The sequence below is a fragment of the Blastococcus capsensis genome (assembly GCF_030165005.1).
Classification (GTDB): Bacteria; Actinomycetota; Actinomycetes; order Mycobacteriales; family Geodermatophilaceae; genus Blastococcus; species Blastococcus capsensis.
Genome location: NZ_JASNNW010000034.1, coordinates 1 through 20,888, shown reverse-complemented (window position 1 = coordinate 20,888; position 20,888 = coordinate 1). Strand labels below are relative to the sequence as shown.

Below are 20,888 nucleotides of genomic sequence, written 5' to 3'. Positions count from 1 at the left end.
CGCCCGTGATCAGCGCCGCAGCTGTGCATGTGCCGCCCGGGTCAGCGCGTCGGCGACCCGGTCGAGCGGGTCGGACTCGAGGCGCCACTGCTGCCAGTGCAGGGCGACGTCGACGCCGCCGGCCGGGTCGAACGGCGCCGCACGGTGCCCGCCGCCGAGCTGCAGCTCCGGCAGCATGCCCCAGCCGAAGCCGAGGGTCACGGCGGTGAGGAAGTCCGCCGACGAGGGGACGTAGTGGATCGGCACGTCCGCCGCCGTCGGCAGGTGCCGGCGCAGGTAGGCGTGCTGGAGGTCGTCGCGGCGGTCGAAGACGACCACCGGGGCGCGGTGCAGCGCGGCGGCGTCGGGCCCGTCCGGGAACCAGCGGTCGACGAACGCGGGGGCGGCGCAGGGCAGGTAGCGCATGCGGCCGAGCGGCGTCACGCGGCAGCCGGCGACCGGCTCGGCATCCGAGGTGAGCGCGCCCATCACGGTGCCGGCCCGCAGCAGCGCGCTGGTGTGCGTCTGGTCGGAGCTGTGCAGGTCGAAGCGGAGACCGTCAGCGAGCGGAGCCAGGGCCGGGAGGGCCCAGGTGGCCAGCGAGTCGGCGTTGACCGCGATCGGCAGCACCGGTGCACGACCGGGATCGGCCGGGTCCAGCTGCCGGCTGGTGTCGGCGACCAGCAGGCCCACCTGGCGGGCCAGCCGCAGCACCGGCTCCCCGGCGGCGGTGGCGGTCGCCGGTCGCCCGCGCTGCACCAGCACCCGGCCGGTGGACACCTCCAGGGCGCGCAGGCGCTGGGACACCGCGGACGGCGTCACGTGCAGCCGTCGCGCGGCCGCCTCGAGGGTGCCTTCGTCGATCACCGCGACCAACGTCTGCAGCTGCGCCAGATCCACGTCCATGAACAGCAACGCTAATGCCGGGCAAGCAACATCAGCTGGACTGTCGTCCTCGTGGTCCCTAGCGTCGATGCACGTGACGACGGGACTGCTGGCCGCACTGGCCGGGCTGGGGATGGGCCTCTCGCTGATCGTGGCCATCGGGGCGCAGAACGCCTTCGTCCTCCGGCAGGGGCTGCGCCTGGAGCACGTGACCGCGGTCGTGGTGGTGTGCGCGGTGTCGGACGCCGTCCTCATCCTCGCCGGGGTCGCCGGCAACTCCTGGCTCAGCACCCGCCTGCCCGATGCGATCACCGTCATCCGCGTGGCCGGCGCCGCCTTCCTGCTCGGCTACGCCACCCTCGCCGCCCGCCGGGCGCTGCGTCCGTCCTCGATCGCCGTCGACGCCGGTGGCGCCCGCAACGGCCTGCTCGCCAGCGTCGTCACCTGCCTGGCCCTGACCTGGCTGAACCCGCACGTGTACCTGGACACCGTGCTGCTGCTGGGGTCGGTGGCCGACAGTCTCGGGGCCGGCAGGTGGTGGTTCGGCGCCGGTGCCGCCCTCGGCAGCGTGCTGTGGTTCAGCGCGCTCGGCTACGGTGCGCGCTTCCTCCGCCCCCTGTTCGCCCGTCCCGCGGCCTGGCGGATCCTCGACGCCGGCATCGCCGTCGTGATGACCCTCCTCGGCCTCGGGCTGCTCGCCACGGCGCTCTGACGCCGGTCCGCGCAGTGCGCCTCTTCCGGCGCGTCGCTGCATGCGCTCAGAGCGCTATCATCGCCGGGTGACGATGATTCAGCACGAGCGTGCCGTCGACTCCGCGGTCGGGGTGGACGACGTCCCGGTCGGCGAGACCGTGGCGCTCGCGGCGGCCGCCTGCCTCTTCCGCAGCCTGGGCGACCCGAACCGGCTGGCGATCCTGCGGCACCTGGCCGCGACGGGGGAGCACCGCGTGCGCGAGCTGACCGAGCACCTCCGGCTGGCGCAGTCGACGGTGTCCAAGCACTGCCTGTGCCTGGCCGACTGCGGGCTCGTCCGGTCGCGGCCCGAGGGCCGGGCGACGGTGTACGCACTGGCCGGCCCCGAGGTGCTGACGCTGCTCGCGGCCGCCGAGGCGGTGCTGGCCACCACCGGCGACGCCGTCGCGCTGTGCCCGACGTACGGCGAGGGGGCGCAGTGAGCACCGGCCACGCGCACGCGGTGCTGCCGGCCGCGGAGCGGGTACGGCTGAGCCGGCGCGCGCGGCTCCTGGCGGGCGCCAGCCTGTCCTACAACGTCGTCGAGGCGGTCGTGGCGATCGCCGCCGGGCTGGCCGCCGGGTCGGTCGCGCTGATCGGCTTCGGGCTGGACTCGGTCATCGAGGTATCCAGCGCGGCGATCATCCTGTGGCAGTTCGCGCACCGGCTGCCGGAGTCGCGGGAGCGGCAGGCGCAGCGGCTCATGGCGGTGGCGTTCGGCCTGCTGGCCGCCTACGTCACCGTGGAGTCGGTGCGGGCCCTGGTGGCCGGCGCGGAGCCGGACGCCTCGCCGGTCGGCATCGGCCTGATGGTCGCCAGCCTGGTCGTCATGCCGTTCCTGTCCCGCGCGCAGCGGCGCACCGGCCGGGCACTGGGCAGCGCGGCCGTCACGGCCGACGGCACCCAGACGGCGCTGTGCGCCTGGCTGAGCGCCGCAGTCGGTGCCGGCCTGGTCCTCAACGCGACCCTCGGCTGGAGCTGGGCCGACCCGGTCGCCGGCCTGGTCATCGCCGCGGTCGCGGGCCGGGAGGCCGTCGAGGCCTGGCGCGGGGAGGGCTGCTGCGCACCCGGCGGGCACGCCTCCGAGCCCGTGGACGACGGCGACGGGTGTGGGAGCGGCTGCGCCGATGGCTGCTGCGCACCGACGCCGTAAATTCTGCGCACCGCGACGGGCGCGGCGCGGCCGACGGAAAAGTCCTGTTCAAGAACTGTGTCCACCCGGTCGATGGAAGGCAGGTCAGCGTTCCCGATCGGAAGCGGAGCAACCAGCGTGTCCATCGCCATGGCCGGCGTCACCCGAGTCCTCGTCCTCGCCGACGCCCCGGTCCTCCGCCGCGGGCTCGTCGGCATGATCGACGAGACGGCGGGGATGCAGGCCGTCGGTGCCCCCGGTGAGCCGCGGCGCGCGCTCGTGCTGGCCGAGTCCGCCCGCCCCGACGCCGTCGTCGTCGAACTCGGACCCGGCCGCGGCGAGACGCTGAACGCCTGCCGCGACCTGCGCCGCCGGTTCCCGCGGATCGCGATCGTGGCCGTGGCCACCTCGGAGGACCCGGCCGTGGTCAACGAGGCGCTCTCGGCCGGCGTCCGCGGCTACCTGCTCATGAACACCTCGGCGACCCTGCTGGGCTGGGCCGTGCTCGCCGCCCGCGCCGGGCGCACCGTCGTCGACCCGCAGATCCGCCGGGTCGAAGGGGGCACCGTGCCCGTGGTCCGGGAGCTGACCCCCGAGGTGCCGCTCACCCGCCGGGAGTCCGACGTCCTCGACGAGCTCGTGCTGGGTCAGTCGAACCGGAAGATCGGCGAGAACCTGTTCATCTCCGAGGACACCGTGAAGTCCCACGTGAAGGCGATCCTGCGCAAGCTGGGCGCCCGCGACCGGGCGCACGCCGTCTCCCTGGTCCTGAAGGCGCGCATCCCCGGCTGCACCTGCGGCGCGCACAGCCTGACCGCGGCACCCGCCGAGGTCTGAGCCGAGGCGCCCGCCGGTCGAGGCCTGCGGGGTTACCGTGCTGGACATGGTCGGCATCCTGGCGGCTGCACTGCTGCTCCTGCTGCTGGCCGGGATCGTCGTCTGGGCCGTCTCGGCGCAGCAGCCGGCTGCGGGCCGGCTGCTGCCCGCGCGGGAACGGGTGTGGCGGGAGCGGGCGGTCGCCGCAGCCCGCTGGAGTGCCGCGCACGACGAGGTCGACGGGGTGACGCGGGTGCTGCTGCGCCGAAGCTGTCCAGGGCTCGCCGGGCACCCGGAGGTGCTGGAGGAGCGGGTGTTCGACACCTTCCCGGCGCGTGACCCGATGTGGGAGGCGCGGTTCACCGAGGCGATGGCCGGCGCCCGGTTCCGCTGCTCCTACCTCAACACCGAGGAGGAGCAGGCGTAGCCGTCCTCCGGCGGGCAGGATGGGCGGCATGGGTCAGGTCGTCGCCACCACCGAACGAATCATCCGCGCACCGGCGGACGTCGTCCGTGCCGCACTCGCCGACTACGCCGTCACCCGGCCGCAGGTGCTCCCCGAGCAGTACAGCGAGTACCGCGTGGACGCCGGCGGGCAGGGGGCCGGCACCACGGTGCACTGGCGGCTGCAGGCCACGTCCAAGCGGGTGCGCGAGCAGGACGTCGTCGTCACCGAGACTCCTGACGGGGCGCTCGTGGAGACCGACACCAACTCCAGCATGGTGACCACCTGGACCGTCGCCGCCGCCGACGCCGGGGTCAGCACGGTGCGGGCCCGCACCACCTGGACCGGCGCCACCGGCATCGGCGGGTTCTTCGAGCGCACGTTCGCCCCGAAGGGCCTGGCCCGCATCCAGGACGCGATGCTGGCCCGGCTCGAGCAGGTGGTCGCCGCCCGCTGACCAGCGGTCGGTCCGACTGCCCTCAGCGGCGCATCCGCCGTCCGGCGGGGAACATGGGCGCGTGACCCTCGCACCTGCCGCCGTCCCGGGGACGGGGGCCGCGGCCCTCGACGCGCTGGCCGACCTGGTCGCCGACGGCGACGTCGTCGTCCTCTCCGGGGCCGGCCTCTCCACCGACTCCGGCATCCCCGACTACCGCGGGGCCACCGGCAGCCTGCGCCGGCACACGCCGATGACGTACCAGACCTTCACCCGCGACCCGCGCGGCCGGCACCGGTACTGGGCGCGCAGCTTCGTCGGCTGGCGGCAGATGCGTGCCGCCCGGCCAAACGACGGGCACCGCGCCGTGGCCGGGCTGCAGGACGCCGGGCTGCTGGCCGGCGTCATCACCCAGAACGTCGACGGCCTGCACCAGGCCGGCGGGGCCCGCGACGTCGTCGAGCTGCACGGGGGGCTGGACCGGACGGTGTGCCTCGGCTGCGGCGACGTCGCCGATCGGGCTGCGCTGGACGAGCGGCTCACGGACGCGAACCCGCACTTCGGGCCGCGGGTGGACGAGATCAACCCGGACGGCGACGCCGAGCTGCCCGACGAGGTGCTCGACGGCTTCGTGATGGTCGACTGCCTGGCCTGCGGGGCCGGCCCGCTCAAGCCCGACGTGGTGTTCTTCGGCGAGACGGTGCCCCGGGACCGCGTCGACCACTGCTTCGGGCTGGTGGAGGACGCCGGCAGCCTGCTGGTGCTGGGCTCCTCCCTGACCGTCATGAGCGGCTACCGGTTCGTGCTGCGCGCGGCGAAGCTCGGCATCCCGGTGGGCGTCGTCAACGTCGGCCCGACGCGGGGCGACGCGAAGGCCGACGTCCGGGTCGACGCGCCGCTGGGCCAGGTGCTCCCCGCGCTGGCCGCGCGCCTGGGCTGACCTCGGGCGGCGGACCGGCGGCCGTTCGGTGAGGATGGCGGCGATGCAGACCTTCGTGCCGGTGGCCGACTTCGAGGAGAGCGCGCGGCTGCTGGACTCCCCGCGGCTGGGCAAGCAGCGGGTGGAGACCCTGCAGATCCTGCGGGCCATCGAGCTGCCCGACTACGGCTGGGCCAGCCACCCCGCGGTCGCGATGTGGCGCGGCCGGACCGCGGCGCTGGTGAGCTACGGGCTGGCGATGGTCCGGGTCTGGCGCGAGCGTGGCTTCGCCGACAGCACCGAGACGCTGATCGGCGAGTTCGCGCCCGACGTCGTGGGCATTCCGCAGTCCGAGCTCGCCGCCGCCGGGCTCCTGCCCTCCTGGGTCGGCAGCGAGGCGCTGCACCTCTCGCACCGCTCCAACCTGCTGGCCAAGGACCCGGACTTCTACCGGGCGCGCTTCACCGACCTGTTCGGCCCGGAGCCGGACGACCTGCCCTACCTCTGGCCCGGACCCGACGACGTGCCGTCCGCGCCGGCGTCCGACGGCGTGCGCGTCTGGGTGGTCCGGCCCCGGGCGCACAACGAGCTGGGCGCCTGCCTGGCCGCGGGCGTGGTCGGTCTGGGCACGCAGTCCGGTATCGACGTCGATGCCACGGGCCTGACCCCGGAAGAGCTGCGGGCGCTGTCCAAGGAGATCTCCGGCCGCCGCCCGGCGAAGGACCTGCGCCAGCTCTCGGCCTTCCTCGACGAGATGGCGCCCGGCGACCCGGTCGCCCTGCCCATCGAGCACGGGACGGGGCTGCTCGTCGGTGAGGTGGTCGGGGACTACCTGTTCCAGGGGCGGGAGCTGCTGCCGCACCGCCGTCCGGCTCGGTGGGACCGGGTGGTGCCGCGGTCGGCGGCCCGGCCACCGGCGACCCTGCAGGACCCGCGCCCGCTGTTCCAGGTCACCCTCGACCCGGCGGTGCTGGCGCCGCGCTGAGCGCACGCAGCCGCGCCTCGGCGGCCGGCCGCTGCTCCGGGTGGCCGAGCGCGGAGACCAGCGACCAGGCCGCGGCGTGCAGCGCCCGCAGCTCCGTCCACGGCGTGAGCTCGCGGTCGCTCGGGGCGCCGGGCAGCGCGTCCAGAGCCTCCCGGCCGTCGAGCCGGGAGGTGGCACGCAGGCAGGCGAGATCCCACTCGCGGGGGCCGCTGCAGGTGTCCTCCAGGTCGGTCCAGCGCCAGCCGTCGGGGGTCGCCAGCAGGTTCCCCGGGTGCGCATCGCCGTGCAGGACCTGGGCCGGCCCGTCGAGCCGGGGGAGCAGCCGCTCGAGCCGTGCGGCGACGGCGGCCAGCTGTGGCTCGGGTACGGCCCACTCCGGCCCCCGGCGGAGGAACTCCACCAGGTCGTCCAGCGGGGTGGCCAGCGGCCGTCCGGCGACCGGCCGGCCGGCGAGATGACCGTGCAGGTCGTGCAGGGCGGCGGCGACCTCGACCGGTCCGGGCCGCTCGGGGAGTACCTCCACGTGCGTCCAGAAGGAGAGCACCGTGTCCCCGTGCCGGTGCGGCCCGGGCGGCAGGATGTCGCTCGGCGGGACGACGGCCGCCCCGCCGGTGTGCAGCGCCGCGGCGAGGGCGACCTCCCGGGCGGCGTGCTGCTCGACGTGCGGGCGCAGCTCGCGGGTCAGCGTCGCCACCCGGGCCACCACCGGCGCCGGCCGCAGGTGCAGGACGACGTTGCTGCCGTCCTGCAGGAGCTCCGGCTCGGTGGACAGGCCGTGCGCCAGCGCTACCGCGCGGGCGGCCGCCACCGCCTGCGCCACCCGGGGCGGGGTCACGCCCCGGGCAGCGGGACGTTCTGCAGCCGCACCTGACCGCGGGCCACGAGCTTGCCGTCGTCGGCGCGGGTGAGCAGCACCTGCCACAGCTGCTGGGTCCGCCCCTGCTGGATGGGCTCGGCGACGACGTCGACCCGGCCGCTGGTCGTGCTGCGGATGAAGTCGGTGTTGTTGTTCACCCCGACCGCGAACTGCCCCTGGTGCTGCACCGCGCGGCTGGCCCCGATGCTGGCGGCCGACTCGACGACCGAGCAGTAGACGCCACCGTGGACGACGCCCCACGGTGTGTGCTGGTCCGGCCCGAGCTCGACGTGCCCGGTGACCCGGGAGCCGTCGGCGTGCGCCACTTCGAACTTCATGCCGGCGACGAACGGGCTGACGGCCGTCCGGTCCACCGGGGCCGGGTTGTCGCTCACGCGTCCCAGACCAGGCAGAAGGGGTGGCCGACCGGGTCGGCGTACACGCGGAAGTCGCCACCGCCGCCCGGGAGAGCCCGGGCGCCGAGGGCCAGGACCTTCGGCTCGGCCTCGGCGATGTCGGCCACCCGGATGTCGAGGTGGAACTGCTGGGGGCGCGCGGGATCCGGCCACGCGGGTGGCTGCAGGTCGGGGGCCTGCTGGAACGCGATGCGGTGACCGGCGCCGGTCACCACCACCCAGTCGTCGCCGGGCTCCCCCTTCACCTCCATGCCGAGCAGGTCGGCGTAGAAGGTGGCGAGGGCATGGGCGTCCGGTGCGTCGATCACGACGGAGTGCAGCTGACCGATCATGGCCCCATCCTGGCGGCGCCACGCCCCCCGCGCTGCGCGGGCCGCTTCCGGTGACCGAGGATCGACCCGTGCCCTCCTGCCCGGTTCCCGTCCGATGACCGCCCCCGTCCTCGGGTCGCTGCGCTGGCTGCCGGCCGCCGACCGGGCCGATCTGCTGGGCCGGCCGGTCGCCGCCGCACTGCCGGTGCTGCCCGGCTCCGCATGGGTCGCCGAGATCGACGACGACCTCGCCGACACCGCGGCGTTCTCCGACGCCTACGACGTGCCGCTCGCGGCCTCGGCGAACTGCGTGGTCGTCGCGGGCCGGCGGGCGGGGGAGACCACCCTGGCGGCCTGCCTGGTGCTGGCCACCACCCGCGCCGACGTGAACGGGCTGGTGCGCCGGCACCTCGGCGTGCGCAAGGTCTCCTTCGCGCCGCAGGACGTCGCGGTGGCCGAGACCGGCATGGCCTACGGCGGAATCACGCCGGTGGGGCTGCCGGCATCCTGGCCGCTGCTGGTCGACGCCGCGGTCGCCGCGGCGGAGCTGGTGGTCATCGGCTCCGGCACCCGCGGCAGCAAGCTGGCGGTGCCCGGCGCACTCCTGGCCGCACTGCCCGGTGCGGAGGTGCTGGCGGACCTCGGCCAGCCGGTGCCGGCCGAACCGCCCGCCGCTCCGGCCGCACGGCCGGTGCTCCGGGACCGCGCGCCCGACGACAGCGACGTCGGCTGGGGCGAGCGGCCCCCCGACGGCTCCGACGACGACCGGCGCTACCTGGAGGACCGGCCGCCGCACTGGGGCAGCGACTGATGACCGGTCCTCAGGAGGCCGGGGGGCGGGGAGGACCGGCCGGGCCGAGGCCCTGCTGGGCGCGCAGCAGGTCGCGGATCTCGACGAGCAGCTCCAGCTCCGTCGGGCCGACCGGGCCGGGCTCCTCGCCGCGCACCCGGCGCTCGAGCAGCCGGTGGATCGGCAGGACGACCAGGAAGTACACGATCGCGGCCGTCAGCAGGAACGTGATCACCGTGCTGAGGAACGCCCCCCAGGTGAACCTCTGGCTGTTCACCTCCAGCACGCCGCCCAGCTCGCCGCCGCCGCCGAGCAACCCGATCAGCGGCCGCAGGAACGAATCGGCGAACGAGGTCACCACGGCGGTGAACGCCGAACCGATGACCACGGCGACGGCCAGGTCGACGACGTTGCCCCGGAACACGAAGTCCTTGAAACCCTTCAGCACGCCGACCATCCAGCCACACCGGGGCCGGCTCGTCAGCTCCGGGGCGGCGGCAGGTTCACGGTGAGCGTGGCGCCGGCCGAGGCAGCGGCGAGGCGGGCCGCGGTGTCCTCGTCCACGGCGAGCAGCAGCAGCCCGGCGCCCGGAGCGGCGTCCCCGCCGTCCTGCCCGGGCGCGGCGAGCACCCGCGCTCCCGTTACCACCCGCTCCGCCGCGCCGGCGCCGGCGACGGTCGCCAGGACGTCGACCCGGTCGCCGGTGCGGACCAGGGCGGCGACCGCGAGGTCGGCCAGCCGCACCGGCGCGGCCACCTCGCCCGGCGGGAGCAGGGTGGTGAGGCCGGCGCCGACGAGCCGGGTGTCGCTGATCGGTTCACCGCGGCGGACGTCCCCGGCGAGGACGCGGTGCACCAGCAGCTCGGGCTGGTCGACCACGCCGTCGGGCGCGGCGTCCGGCGGCAGCCGGACGATCCTGAGGTCGCCCGCGGTCAGCGCGATACCGGCGGGGAGATCGGCCGCGGCGACCACCACCGGGAGCCCCGCCGGGCTCCGGTCACCGGCCGGCGCCGGCCCGGGGCGCAGCGCCAACGCCAGGGCGGCGGCCACGAGCGCGGCGGCGGCCGCCCGGCGCGCGAGGAGCAGCGGGGAGCGGGGACGGCGCAGACGGAGCATGCGCCGACCCTGCCCGCCGGGGCGGCGTCCAGGAGCGCCCCGCGGCGGGCTGTGGAGGGAAGCCCCGCCTGTGGACGGAGGGAGAACCGGGGTCAGTCGGCCTTCGCGGCCTTGGCGGTGCTGCCGCCGCCCGACGACGACGTCGAGCTGCTCGCCGTCGAGCTCGCGGAGCTCGACGAGCCCTCCTTGGCCGGAGCCGTGGACGCCGCACCGTCGGACGACGAGCTGCCCGCGTTCCCGGAGGTCGAGCTGCTCTTCCGGCTGTCGGTCCGGTAGAAGCCGGAGCCCTTGAAGACCACGCCCACCGAGCCGTAGACCTTGCGCACCGGGGTGCCGCACTCGGGGCACTCGGCCACCGCCGCGTCGCTGAACGACTGCACGACCTCGAACTCGTGCTTGCCCTCGGGGTTGGTGCAGGCGTACTGGTAGGTGGGCACGGCGTGGCTCTCCCTGGTCGTGCGGAGTGGGGGCGCCGGGCTGGCACTCTTCCCCGGCGACTGCCAATGATGCGTCATCCGGCGACCGCCCGTCCACGTGCCACTCCCCACGGCCCCCGGGCGGGTGGCGCTCAGCGCCCCGAGCGCTCGCGGTACCGGGTGGCACGCTTCGCGGCGGCGGTCCGCTTGCGCTCGCTCTCCTGCTGCTGCCGCACCAGGCCCGCGCGGTCGCGGACGGCGGTCGCCGTGCCGGCGGGATAGCCCGCCTTCACCACCCGGTTCTCGGTCGCCTCGGGCATGTAGGCCAGCGAGTAGAGCATCGCCAGCGCCAGGCCGCCGCCGGCCACGGCGGCGCGCAGCCCCCACGGGGCGGGGAGCAGGGCCATCACCAGGGCGATCGGGATGGCCACCTGGACGAGGCTGCGGGCGACGTGCCGCAGCCACCACGTGCCGGTCGTCGTGTCGTGCAGCACCCAGCCGCGGTGCCGCGCGGGCAGCCCACCGCCGAGGGCGTACCAGATCCACCGGTGCGGAGCCGGACGGACGACGGTGGGCAGCGCACCGGCCGCGATCTCAGGGTCTGCCATGACCACTCTCTGCTGCTCGACGAGGCTTCCGCCTCCATGGCCCCAGCGTAGGAGCGGGCGCCCCGGCGGGCCCCGCTCAGGGCAATCGCCGCCGACCTCCCACTCGGGTCGGGGGGCCCCCCCCGCGCGCCCCGGCGCGCGGCGCCCCCCGCCCCGCCCTCCGCCCCCCCCCCCCCCCCGGGGGCCGCCCCCCCCCCCCCCCCCCCGGCGCCCCCCCCCCCCACGGTGAGGACGGCGGTCACGACGGTGTTCAGCGGCCGAGGTGGCGGTACCGGTGCAGCCGGGTGCGGAAGCGCTCGGTGTCGTCGCGACCGAGCAGGCCGGCCAGCTCCTCGCCGAGCACCCTGCCCAGCCGCAGGCAGAACTCGGTCGGTTCGTCGGCGGCGTCCGGACGCTCCGGCACCACGCGGTCGACGATGCCGGCCCGCCACAGTTCGGTCGCCCGCACCCCCTGGTCGGCGGCCATCTCGCCGGCCCGGTCGACGGTGCGGTGCACGATGGCCGAGGCGCCCTCCGGCGGGAGCGGGCCCAACCAGCCGTTGGCCGCGGCCAGCACCCGGTCGGCCGGCACCAGGGCGAGCGCTCCGCCTCCGGTGCCCTGCCCGAGCAGCACCGCCAGCGTGGGCGCCCTCAGCACCACGAGATCGTGCAGGCAGCGGGCGATCTCCCCGGCCAGCCCGCCCTCCTCGGCCTCCCGCGACAGCGCCGCGCCGGGGGTGTCGATCAGCGTCACCAGCGGCAGCCGCAACTGCTCGGCCAGGTGCATGCCGCGGCGGGCCTCCCGCAGCGCGGCCGGGCCCAGCGGTGCCGACATCGACTGGCCCCGCCGGTCCTGCCCCAGCACGACGCACGGGGCGCCGCCGAACCGAGCGAGTGCCAGCAGCAGCCCGGGATCCTTCTCGCCGGCCCCGGTGCCCGAGAGCCCGACGACGTCGGTGGCGGCGGTCCGCAGCAGCCGCCGCACGCCGGGCCGGTCCTCCCGCCGCGACGCGGTGACGACGTCCCAGGCGGTGCGCCCGTCCTCCGGATCGTCGGCGTCGGTGCCGTCCTCGGGGGTCGGCCGCTCGGCGTCCCGGACGTCGAGGTGCCAGGTCTGCCGGGCCGAGAGCACGCGCAGCGCACGGTCGGCGACCTCGGCGATCTGCTCGTGCGCGACGACGGCGTCGATCAGCCCGTGCTCGGCCAGGTTCTCGGCGGTCTGCACGCCCTCGGGGAACGGCTCGCCGTAGAGGGCCTCGAACACCCGTGGGCCGAGGAAGCCGATCGAGGCGCCGGGCTCGGCGATGGTGACGTGGCCGAGCGACCCCCAGGAGGCGAGCACGCCGCCGAAGGTGGGGTTGCGCAGGTACACCAGGTAGGGGAGCCCGGCCTCCTTGTGCCGGGCGATGGCCGCGGTGATGCCGATCATCTGGAGGAAGGCGACCGTGCCCTCCTGCATGCGGGTGCCGCCGGACACCGGTGCGGCGAGCAGCGGCAGCCCCTCGTCGGTGGCCCGCTCAACGGCCGCGATCAGCCGCTCGGCCGCTGCCACCCCGATGGAGCCGGCGAGGAAGCCGAACTCGCCGGCGACGACGGCCACGCGCCGGCCGCGCAGCCGGCCCTCGCCGGTGATGATCGACTCGTCCTGGCGCGACTTCTCCGCGGCGGCCCGCAGCTCCGCGGCGTAGGAGCCCGACACCTCGCGGGCCGGCACCGGCGCATCCCACGACGTCCAGGAGCCGGCGTCGAGGACGAGGTCGCGGAGCGATCGCGCGTCGAGCCGGGCGGGCTTGCCGCTCACGGAGCCGACCCGTCCAGCCAGGCACGGATCGCATCGCCGTCGGCGCCGAGCACCGGGGGTGCCCCGTGGTCACGGCGGGTCGTCTCCGTCTCGCCGTCCGGACCGGGCGCGAAGAACCGCAGCGGCGGGCCGGGCAGCTGCAGCCGGCCGAGCGTGGCGTGGTCGACGTCGACCAGCAGCCCCTGGGACAGCGCCTGGTCCCAGGTGTAGACCTCGTCGATCGTGCGGACCTTGCCCGACGGGATGCCCACCTTCGCCAGCCGGGCCAGCAGCTCCTCGGCGGGGATGTCGGCGAACGCGTCCTCGAGCAGCGCGATCACCTCCTGGCGGTGCTCCACGCGGTCGCCGTTGGTGACCATCCCGGGGGCCTCGGGGTCGAAGCCGAACTCGGCGCACAGCTTCCGCCACAGCGAGTCGTTGGCGCAGGCGACCTGGACGCTGCCGCCCTTGCAGTGGAACAGCCCGTAGGGGGCGATCGACGGGTGGTGGTTGCCCTGCGCGGCGCCGACCTTCCCGGCCACGGTCCACGCCGTCCCCTGGAAGGCGTGCACGCCGACGATCGCGGCCAGCAGCGAGGTGCGCACCACCTGGCCGCGGCCGGTCTTCTCCCGCTCCATCAGCGCGGCGACCACCCCGTAGGCGCCGTACATGCCGGCCAGCAGGTCACCGATCGGGACACCCACCCGCTGCGGGTCGTCCGGCCCGGAGCCGGTGAGCGACATCAGGCCGCCCTCGCCCTGGGCGATCTGGTCGTAGCCGGCCCGGCCACCTTCGGGGCCGTCGTGGCCGAAGCCGCTGATCGCCAGCGTCACCAGCCTCGGGTTCAGCTCGGCCAGGACATCGGTGCCGAACCCGAGCCGGGCCAGTGTGCCGGGGCGGAAGTTCTCCATCAGCACGTCGGCTCGGCGCAGCAGCTCGGTGAGCGTCGCCTTGTCGGCCTCGTCCTTGAGGTCGAGGGTGATCGACTCCTTGTTCCGGTTCGTCGACAGGAAGTACGTGGACTCCCGGTCGCCGCTCTCAGGCTGCACGAACGGCGGGCCCCAGCCGCGGGTGTCGTCCCCGCTGCCCGGGCTCTCCACCTTGATCACCCGGGCGCCGAGGTCGCCCAGCATCATCGCGGCGTGCGGCCCGGCGAGGGCGCGGGTCAGGTCGACGACGAGGACGCCGTCCAGGGGTCCGGACATGGCAGTGCTCCTTTCGGGTCAGAGCCAGCCGGGGACGACGAACACCAGCCAGGCCAGCAGCGGCCCGACGGCGACGACGATGGCGGCGTAGCCCAGGATCTGCTTGTAGAAGCGGTCCTTGTCCACGTCCTGCGCTGCGGCCAGGACCAGCGCGCCGTTGGTCGAGAACGGGCTCACGTCGACGATGGTCGAGGCCACGGACAGGGCGACCACCACGCCCACGGCGCTGATCGCCCCGGCTTCCAGGAACGGCACCGCGAGCAGGATGGCGACACCGATGATCGCGGTCGACGACGCGAACGCCGACACCACCCCTCCGATGTAGGCCAGGAGGAGGGCGATGACCAGCGGCACCCCGAGCCCGATCACGGCGTCACCGACGTAGTCGATCGTGCCGGCCTCCTGGAGGACGGACACGAACGTCAGCACGCCGGCGATGAGCAGGACGGTCGACCAGCTGATCTGGCTCACCGCGCCCTTGTGCTGCGCGGCCGAGAACAGCGCGAGGACGACGGCGACGGTGATCGCGACGAACCCGATGTCGAGGTCGAACACCAGGGCCAGGACGGCGACCACGACGAGCCCGACGAGGGTGAGGATCTGCTCGAAACGCACCGGCTGGGGTGCAGTCGAGAGGCCGGGCTCGGCGGTGTCGTCGCCGCTGTCCCCGCCGACCGCCGGGCCGGGGGCTGCCCCGTGCCCGCGGACGACCGTGCCGTGCGCGTGCTCGGCCTGCGGCACCGGCTCGGCGGCGACCTTGCGGCCGATCAGCTTGCGACCGCCCAGCAGGAAGAACAGCACGAGCGCGATGGCGATGTTGAAGAACAGCGCACCGAGGAAGACCGCGAGCGGGCTGCTCGGCAGGCCCTCGCCCTCGACGATGGTGTTCACCGTGACGCCGTAGACGCTGATGGGCGAGAAGCCGCCGCCCTGGGCGCCGTGGATGACCATCATCCCCATCAGCAGCGGGCTGATGTCGTGGCGTGCGGCGAAGGTGAGGGCGATCGGCGCGATGATCGCCACGGCCGCCGGCGAGAGGGCCCCGATCGCCGTGAGCACCGCGGTGACGAAGAACATGACCCAGGGGATCGCCGCGACGTGGCCGCCGACGAGCCGCACCGCCCCGCGGACCAGCAGGTCCACCGTGCCGTTGTTCTGCGCTATCGCGAACAGGTACGTGACGCCGATCAGGGTCAGCACCAGCTCGGCGGGGAACCCGGTCAGGATGTCGTCGGTGCTGAGGCCCACCGAGAGAGTGCCCACCACGAAGGCGGCGACGAAGGCGAGCGCCCCCATGTTGATGGGGAGGAAGGTGGCGATCGCGAAGATCACGACCAGCGCGATGATGGTGACGATCTCGGGTGACACGGGCGCTCCCGCGGCGTCGGTGGATGAGGTCGGCAACACTCTGTCAGTGACCGGGCAGTAGCGCCCACCCGGTGGTGGTAGCGGCTGCGGCACCCGCTCGGAGGGTCGCGCACCGGGCCCCCCGCGCCTGCCTGGTTAGGCTGCCGCGCATGTCACCCAGCAGCAGTCGCCCGGCCCGGAAGGCGGTCATCCCGGTGGCCGGGATGGGCACCCGGTTCCTGCCGGCCACCAAGGCCGTGCCCAAGGAGCTGCTCCCGGTCGTCGACCGTCCGGCACTGCAGTACATCGTCGAGGAGGCCGCCCGCGCCGGCCTGCCCGAGGTCCTCATGGTCACCGGCCGCAACAAGGCGGCGATCGAGGACTTCTTCGACCGCACTCCCGAGCTCGAGGCGGCCCTCGAGAAGAAGGGCGACGCCGCCCGTCTGGCCGCCGTGCAGGAGTCGACCGAGGTCGCGCAGGTGCACTTCGTGCGTCAGGGGGAGGCGCGCGGGCTCGGCCACGCGGTGCTGCAGGCGGCCGCCTTCGTCGGGGACGAGCCGTTCGCGGTCCTGCTGGGTGACGACCTGATCGATGCCCGCGACCACCTGCTCGAGCAGATGCTCGCCGTCCAGGCCGAGCACGGCGGCTCGGTGATCGCGCTGCTCGACGTCGGCCGGGAGAACATCGACAAGTACGGCGCCGTGGCCGTCGAGCCCACCGCCGACGGTGGCGACGTCGTCGCGGTCACCGGTCTGGTCGAGAAGCCGCCGGTCGAGGAGGCGCCGAGCAGCCTGGCGATCATCGGCCGCTACGTGCTCGCACCGGAGATCTTCGACGTGCTGCGGGAGACCGCTCCCGGCCGTGGCGGGGAGATCCAGCTCACCGACGCGCTGGCCACGCTCGTCGAGCGCGGTGAGCCCGTCCACGGGGTGGTCTTCACCGGTCGCCGCTACGACACGGGGGACAAGCTCGACTACCTCAAGGCCGTCGTCCGGCTCGCCGCGGAGCGCGACGACCTGGGGCCGTCGTTCACCGCATTCCTGCGCGAGTTCCTGAGCGAGCTGCCCGTCGAGGGCGCGTCGTCGTCCTGACCGGCGCCCGCGAGGGCACGATCTGACCGCGGCGCGCGGTCGGCCCCCGTCCGGGGCCGGCGCTGCCGCACGGGCCGGTGCCGGCAGAGGCACGGCGGGACGGTGGTGAGGATGTCCGGGCAGAGCGACAACGGCAGCAGCAGCGGCGGAGGGTTCCGGATCCATCGGGACACCGCCCAGGTCGACATGCCCATGGCGCCGCCCCGTCGTCCCGGTGCCGGCGGGACGCCCGCTGCGCCGTCGGCGCCGGTTCCCGCGCTCACCGGGCCGGTGCCGCTGCCGGCCGACGGCCGCTCGGATGCCTCGCCGCTGGTGCGCACCGTGGAACGGCACCTCGACGAGATCCTCGCCGCCGTGCCGCAGCCGGACGCCATCGAGCTCGCCGTCCTGGATGCGCAGGGGCTGCTCTGCGCCGAGGACGTCGTCAGCCAGCGGGCACTGCCGGCCTTCGACCAGGCCGCGCTCGACGGCTACGCCGCACGAGCCGACGACGTCGCGGCCGCCACCGTGGCGCAGCCGGTGGAGCTGGCCGTGGTGGGGGAGAGCGTCGCGGGGGCCAGCGCGCCGTCGTCCATCGGGCCGGGCCTGGCGCTGAAGGTTGCCGCGGGCGCCATGCTCCCGTCGGGCGCCGACGTCGTCGTCCCGGGCGTCTGGACCGACCAGGGAACGGTGCGGGTCGCGGTGCAGGCCGGTCCGCCGGCCGGCAGCTACGTGCGCCGGACCGGCGACGACGTCGCGCCCGGGGATCCGGCGGTGCAGGTGGGCACCCCGATCGGCCCCGCCCAGATCAGCCTGCTGGCGGCCGTGGGGCGGGACCGGGTCCTCGTCCGGCCCCGCCCCCGGGTGGTGGTGCTCAGCGCCGGTACCGAGCTGGTGGACGTGAGCGCCTCCCCTTCGCCCGGCCAGGTGGTCGACGTCAACAGCTATGCGCTGGCCGCAGCCGCGCGGGACGCCGGTGCGGACGCCTACCGGTGGGGCATCCTCCCGGCGGACCCCCGCCGGCTCACCGAGGTGCTGGAGAGCCAGCTGCTCCGCAGCGACCTGCTCCTGATCTCGGGCACCTTCGCCGGCGGCGGGTTCGACATGGTGCAGGAGGCGCTGACCGGCCTGGGCGGGATGCGGTTCCGCCAAGTGGCGATGCATCCCGGCCCGGCACAGGGCTTCGGCCGGCTGGGCCGCGACGAGGTGCCGGTCATCTGCGTGCCCGGCGAGCCGGTGGCCGCACTCGTGGCCTTCGAGGTCTTCGTCCGGCCGGCCATCCGGCTCATGCTCGGCAAGCGCCAGCTGTTCCGCCGCACCGTGCAGGCGATCGCCGGCCAGCAGTTGCTCTCGCCGCTGGGCTACCGCCAGTACCTGCACGGCACCGTGATGCGGCACCCGGACGGGGGCTACGTCGTCGAGCCCGTCGGCGACGCCACCGACGCGCTGCTCGCCCGGATGGCCCGCGCGAACTGCCTGATCGTCATCGACGAGGACGTCACCGAGGTGGCCGCCGGCGGACTGATCACCGTCATGCCGCTGCTCCTCGGCGGCTGACCCCGCCCGCCGTGACCGAGCCCCTTCCGCATCCCGGCTGGCCCGCTCGCCTGACCTGGGGACCGGTCGAGCTGCACCCGCTGCGCCGGCGGGACGCGGCGGAGTGGAGCCGGATCCGGCTGGCCGACGAGTCGTGGCTGCGGCCCTGGGAACCGACGTCGACGGTCGCCTGGCACGCGCGGCACTCACCGGCGGCCTACCGGGCGATGCGGCGCGTCGTGGGCCGGCGGGCGCGGCTGGGCACCTCGCTGCCCTTCGCCATCCGCGTGGACGGGCGGCTGGCCGGCCAGGTGACGGTGGACAACATCGTCCGGGGAGCGCTGCAGGCCGGGTCCCTGGGCTACTGGATCGATCGTTCGGTGGCCGGGCGGGGGGTCGCCTCCCTGGCCGTGGCGCTGGTGTGCGACCACGCCTTCGGCGCGGTGGGCCTGCACCGCCTGCAGGCCGACATCCGCCCGGAGAACCTGCCCAGTCAGCGGCTGGTGCAGCGGCTGGGGTTCCAGCGGGAGGGGCTGCTGCGGCGCTACCTCGACATCGACGGGGAGTGGCGCGACCACCTGGCCTTCTCGCTCCTGGCGGAGGACCTGCCCCGGGGCGTGCTGGCCCGGTGGCAGCAGCTGTCCCCGGTGCGACCGGTCGACTGATCGGCTCGTCGGCCTAGCACGCACGGCGGCCGGTGCCCGGGCGCGCGTGGGGGACACGCCGCCGGTCGTCACAGCGGTCCCACAAGACTCGGCGACACGCCGCGCGCCTCCCGGTTCCCGACCCCGGCGGTGCTTAACCTCGCCGGGCGAGTGACTGATGTGACAGGTGGTGTTCGGTAATGGGATCCGGCGTGCTCTTGGCCGCTCTGGTCGTGCTGTGGTTCGTCGTGCTGGTGCCCATGGTGGTGACCCGCGGCGACGCACAGGACGGCCGGGCGGAGGCTGCCGACTCGGGGCGGACGTTGCAGCGACGACGGGCGGTGGACCCGGTGCGGCACGCCGAGACCGAGCGGGTGACGATCGACCGTGGGGTCCTGCACACCAGCGGCGAGCTGAAGGTCGACGTGCACGCACTGCGCCGCCGGGCGCTGGGCGGTCTCGTCGCCCTGACGCTGGCCTCGCTGGCCGGCGCGCTCGTGCTGACGCCGTGGCTGTGGATCGCCCAGGCCCTCAGCACCGTCGCGACGGTCGGCTACGTCCTCGTGCTGCGCAAGGTGGCCCGCCGGGAGCGGCTGGCCGCGCGCCGGGCCGCCCGCGCCGCCGCGCGGGAGGCGATGCGTGCCCCGGCACGCCCCGCGGCCTCCCCGGTGCCGGCCCCGGCGCAGCGGACCGCCCCGCCGGCCGCGGCGCACGAGACCGTCGCCCAGGAGGCGCTGCCCGCGCTGTCGCCGCACCCCAGTCTCCCGCTGGCTCCGGTGCACACCCTGCGCCCCGGCCGGGTCGTGGCGGCCCGCACCCCGGCTCCCGCCGGCTGGCAGAACAGCGCGGTCGTCGGCCTGGACGACGACGACATCGGGTTCGCCGACATCGACGAGTACCAGCCGCCGCGGGCGGCCAACGCCTGAGCCGTCGGCTCCTCCGGACCCGCCCCGGTGGCGGGGCCGGAGGAGTCGGGCGGTAGTCTTACTCCAGCACTTGGGGCTGTGGCGCAGACCGGTAGCGCACCTCGTTCGCATCGAGGGGGTCAGGGGTTCAAATCCCCTCAGCTCCACCAGAAGTTCATCGTTGAAAACACCGACATGGCAGACGCCGCCGGGGCCCCGGCCTCGACGGCGTTTCTTTTCTCCACGAACCGCGGCAGTGATCCCAGCGAAACGGTGGTCCTGCAGGGCTCGATGATGGGCGTCCGGACGACGCTCGTAACCGCCGACCGGCAAAGTCGTCGTCCGCGTCGATAACAAGCTTCTCGAATCAAGCATGGTTGTAGTCGCGCCGGCCGGCTTCATCGCATAGCGCGTAGGCCCGGCCGCGACCCGCGGCAGGTCTACTACCGCTGTCAGCGTGGCCTCGTTGTCGCCCGAGACTCGGACAACCGCGTGAGCGTGCTATCCGCCGACGCGACGCCCGTACCCGCCCTCGCGTCAAGATCAGGTCCGCGTCGACCAGATCCCCCCGCGAACGCGACGTTGCCGACCCTGGCAGAAGCCCGCCGCGAACTGGCCGGAGCTACACCACCGAGCGGGACGTCGCCTGGCTCGGTTGGCCGCTTGCCATTTCGGACTCGGCCGCAGTTTGCTGCCCGCCACGGAGCCGGTTCACCCAAATGGGTACACAACGCCATGCGGTTACCTTGTCACGCTCTGTGATCACAAGAGTGACTCTTCGCGTTCAAACGCTTGCTGATCGTCATGCCATGCGCGAATGTGCTCGGACTCGGTTCCGCCCTTCGCGTTGTTGTGAGGTGTGCTGTGGCTCGTTCGGCTGTGTCGCTCATGTCGGCTCTGCGCCTCCGACACGCCGGAAGGCGGCGCCGAGGCCGCTGTCTCACGGTCGGAGTGGCGGCTGCAGCGCTGCTCGCCGGGCAGGCCAGCGGCGTCCTCGCCGCGCCGGCAACTGCGCCGGTGGCCGAGGTCGTCGTGAACGAGACCCTGCAGCCGGTCTTGCACGGCAAGGCGACCGCCGAAGGTTCCGGGGCACAACAGATCACCTTTTCCGCCCGGACCATTGGGTCGACGACGTGGAACCTGCTGGACAGCATCGCCGTGTCCGGCGTGGACGCTTACCTGCTACCGCTCGTGGGGGGCCGCGGTCGCCGGACCGAACACCGACCCCGCCACCGCTGTCCTCACCGGCCCGCACACCCGCTACGAGTTCGATACCGGCGGGATGCTGCTGGTGGCTAAGTGCGTGTCCGGGAATTGAGTCAGCGGGCCAGTCGGCGTGACATGGTCATGATCATCGCGGTGTGGATCATGGCCTCGCTGGTGTCGATGCGTCGCTCGTAGTCGCGTACGCAGCGGCGGTACTTGCTGATCCAGGCGAAGGTTCGTTCCACCACCCACCGTCGGTGCAGCAGCTTGAAGCCGACCTGGTCATCGGCACGCTTGACGATCTCGACGGTGAATGCCAAGACCTTGGTGGCGAAGGTGACCATCCGCCCGGCGTATCCGGCGTCGGCCCACAC

General features: G+C 74.5%; 25 protein-coding genes and 1 tRNA gene. 14 read left to right on the top strand and 12 right to left on the bottom strand.

What is annotated here, in order from left to right:
* Positions 1-9: 9 nt before the first annotated feature.
* Positions 10-885: a LysR family transcriptional regulator ArgP gene (locus tag QOZ86_RS20185; RefSeq protein WP_284493764.1), complete on the bottom strand. Its 876-nt coding sequence runs from the start codon at positions 883-885 to the stop codon at positions 10-12.
* A 67-nt stretch (positions 886-952) separates the two neighbouring features.
* Here QOZ86_RS20185 and QOZ86_RS20180 point away from each other — a divergent pair, with 67 nt between their 5' ends.
* The 8 genes from QOZ86_RS20180 to QOZ86_RS20145 all read left to right on the top strand — a co-directional run bounded on the left by QOZ86_RS20180 (position 953) and on the right by QOZ86_RS20145 (position 6,329).
* Positions 953-1,576: a LysE/ArgO family amino acid transporter gene (locus QOZ86_RS20180; protein WP_431521235.1), complete on the top strand. Its 624-nt coding sequence runs from the start codon at positions 953-955 to the stop codon at positions 1,574-1,576.
* 73 nt (positions 1,577-1,649) lie between these two features.
* Positions 1,650-2,039 (top strand): ArsR/SmtB family transcription factor, encoded by a 390-nt coding sequence (locus tag QOZ86_RS20175; RefSeq protein WP_284493772.1) that lies wholly within the window; start codon positions 1,650-1,652, stop codon positions 2,037-2,039.
* Positions 2,036-2,749, top strand: a complete 714-nt coding sequence (locus tag QOZ86_RS20170) for a cation diffusion facilitator family transporter (RefSeq protein ID WP_284493762.1) — start codon at positions 2,036-2,038, stop codon at positions 2,747-2,749. Before QOZ86_RS20175 ends, QOZ86_RS20170 begins: the two co-directional genes overlap by 4 nt.
* Positions 2,750-2,866: 117 nt before the next feature.
* Positions 2,867-3,565: a LuxR C-terminal-related transcriptional regulator gene (locus QOZ86_RS20165; RefSeq protein WP_284493761.1), complete on the top strand. Its 699-nt coding sequence runs from the start codon at positions 2,867-2,869 to the stop codon at positions 3,563-3,565.
* 46 nt (positions 3,566-3,611) lie between these two features.
* Positions 3,612-3,971, top strand: a complete 360-nt coding sequence (locus tag QOZ86_RS20160; RefSeq protein WP_284493760.1) for an RING finger protein — start codon at positions 3,612-3,614, stop codon at positions 3,969-3,971.
* 28 nt (positions 3,972-3,999) lie between these two features.
* Positions 4,000-4,446: an SRPBCC family protein gene (locus QOZ86_RS20155; protein ID WP_284493759.1), complete on the top strand. Its 447-nt coding sequence runs from the start codon at positions 4,000-4,002 to the stop codon at positions 4,444-4,446.
* A gap of 61 nt (positions 4,447-4,507) precedes the next feature.
* The gene (locus QOZ86_RS20150; RefSeq protein ID WP_284493758.1) at positions 4,508-5,365 is read left to right on the top strand and encodes an NAD-dependent protein deacetylase; all 858 of its coding nucleotides are present in this window, start codon (positions 4,508-4,510) and stop codon (positions 5,363-5,365) included.
* 43 nt (positions 5,366-5,408) lie between these two features.
* Entirely contained in the window at positions 5,409-6,329 is a 921-nt protein-coding gene (locus QOZ86_RS20145) for an MSMEG_6728 family protein (RefSeq protein WP_284493757.1), read from the top strand.
* Here QOZ86_RS20145 and QOZ86_RS20140 read toward each other — a convergent pair.
* The 3 genes from QOZ86_RS20140 to QOZ86_RS20130 are packed head-to-tail and all read right to left on the bottom strand — an operon-like array spanning position 6,295 to position 7,933.
* Entirely contained in the window at positions 6,295-7,164 is an 870-nt protein-coding gene (locus QOZ86_RS20140; protein ID WP_284493756.1) for a phosphotransferase family protein, read from the bottom strand. The genes QOZ86_RS20145 and QOZ86_RS20140 overlap by 35 nt on opposite strands.
* Positions 7,161-7,580 (bottom strand): PaaI family thioesterase, encoded by a 420-nt coding sequence (locus QOZ86_RS20135; protein ID WP_284493755.1) that lies wholly within the window; start codon positions 7,578-7,580, stop codon positions 7,161-7,163. The genes QOZ86_RS20140 and QOZ86_RS20135 overlap by 4 nt, the downstream gene beginning before the upstream one ends.
* Positions 7,577-7,933, bottom strand: a complete 357-nt coding sequence (locus tag QOZ86_RS20130; protein ID WP_284493754.1) for a VOC family protein — start codon at positions 7,931-7,933, stop codon at positions 7,577-7,579. The genes QOZ86_RS20135 and QOZ86_RS20130 overlap by 4 nt, the downstream gene beginning before the upstream one ends.
* 94 nt (positions 7,934-8,027) lie before the next feature.
* On the opposite strand from QOZ86_RS20130, the gene QOZ86_RS20125 reads away from it, so the two are divergent.
* Positions 8,028-8,723, top strand: coding sequence for a YbaK/EbsC family protein (locus QOZ86_RS20125; protein ID WP_284493753.1), 696 nt, complete (start codon positions 8,028-8,030; stop codon positions 8,721-8,723).
* 10 nt (positions 8,724-8,733) lie between these two features.
* Here QOZ86_RS20125 and mscL read toward each other — a convergent pair whose 3' ends face one another.
* The 7 genes from mscL to QOZ86_RS20090 all read right to left on the bottom strand — a co-directional run bounded on the left by mscL (position 8,734) and on the right by QOZ86_RS20090 (position 15,174).
* On the bottom strand, positions 8,734-9,159 hold the full coding sequence (gene mscL, locus QOZ86_RS20120; protein WP_284493752.1) for a large conductance mechanosensitive channel protein MscL: 426 nt from the start codon (positions 9,157-9,159) through the stop codon (positions 8,734-8,736).
* Between the two features lie 23 nt (positions 9,160-9,182).
* Positions 9,183-9,818, bottom strand: coding sequence for a Flp pilus assembly protein CpaB (gene cpaB, locus QOZ86_RS20115; protein WP_284493751.1), 636 nt, complete (start codon positions 9,816-9,818; stop codon positions 9,183-9,185).
* A 92-nt stretch (positions 9,819-9,910) separates the two neighbouring features.
* On the bottom strand, positions 9,911-10,255 hold the full coding sequence (locus QOZ86_RS20110) for an FmdB family zinc ribbon protein (RefSeq protein WP_284493750.1): 345 nt from the start codon (positions 10,253-10,255) through the stop codon (positions 9,911-9,913).
* A 131-nt stretch (positions 10,256-10,386) separates the two neighbouring features.
* The gene (locus tag QOZ86_RS20105; protein ID WP_284493749.1) at positions 10,387-10,842 is read right to left on the bottom strand and encodes a DUF5313 family protein; all 456 of its coding nucleotides are present in this window, start codon (positions 10,840-10,842) and stop codon (positions 10,387-10,389) included.
* A gap of 250 nt (positions 10,843-11,092) precedes the next feature.
* Positions 11,093-12,622, bottom strand: a complete 1,530-nt coding sequence (locus tag QOZ86_RS20100; protein ID WP_284493748.1) for a carboxyl transferase domain-containing protein — start codon at positions 12,620-12,622, stop codon at positions 11,093-11,095.
* Positions 12,619-13,806: a CaiB/BaiF CoA transferase family protein gene (locus tag QOZ86_RS20095; RefSeq protein WP_284493747.1), complete on the bottom strand. Its 1,188-nt coding sequence runs from the start codon at positions 13,804-13,806 to the stop codon at positions 12,619-12,621. Before QOZ86_RS20095 ends, QOZ86_RS20100 begins: the two co-directional genes overlap by 4 nt.
* 18 nt (positions 13,807-13,824) lie before the next feature.
* Complete coding sequence (locus QOZ86_RS20090) at positions 13,825-15,174, bottom strand: SLC13 family permease (protein ID WP_284493746.1); 1,350 nt, start codon at positions 15,172-15,174, stop codon at positions 13,825-13,827.
* A gap of 149 nt (positions 15,175-15,323) precedes the next feature.
* Between QOZ86_RS20090 and galU the strand changes: the two genes are divergently transcribed.
* The 5 genes from galU (at position 15,324) to QOZ86_RS20065 (ending at position 19,478) form a co-directional block, all read left to right on the top strand.
* Positions 15,324-16,244 (top strand): UTP--glucose-1-phosphate uridylyltransferase GalU, encoded by a 921-nt coding sequence (gene galU, locus QOZ86_RS20085; protein ID WP_284493745.1) that lies wholly within the window; start codon positions 15,324-15,326, stop codon positions 16,242-16,244.
* A gap of 111 nt (positions 16,245-16,355) precedes the next feature.
* On the top strand, positions 16,356-17,780 hold the full coding sequence (glp, locus tag QOZ86_RS20080) for a molybdotransferase-like divisome protein Glp (RefSeq protein WP_284493744.1): 1,425 nt from the start codon (positions 16,356-16,358) through the stop codon (positions 17,778-17,780).
* An 11-nt stretch (positions 17,781-17,791) separates the two neighbouring features.
* Entirely contained in the window at positions 17,792-18,424 is a 633-nt protein-coding gene (locus QOZ86_RS20075) for a GNAT family N-acetyltransferase (protein ID WP_284493743.1), read from the top strand.
* 191 nt (positions 18,425-18,615) lie between these two features.
* A complete protein-coding gene (locus QOZ86_RS20070; protein WP_284493742.1) occupies positions 18,616-19,329 on the top strand; it encodes a hypothetical protein in 714 nt (237 codons plus the stop codon).
* A 72-nt stretch (positions 19,330-19,401) separates the two neighbouring features.
* Positions 19,402-19,478: transfer RNA gene (locus QOZ86_RS20065), tRNA-Ala, on the top strand.
* A 1,149-nt stretch (positions 19,479-20,627) separates the two neighbouring features.
* Here the strand turns inward: QOZ86_RS20065 and QOZ86_RS20060 are convergent.
* A partial coding sequence (locus QOZ86_RS20060; protein ID WP_284491585.1) for a transposase occupies positions 20,628-20,888 on the bottom strand: 261 nt, incomplete at its 5' end.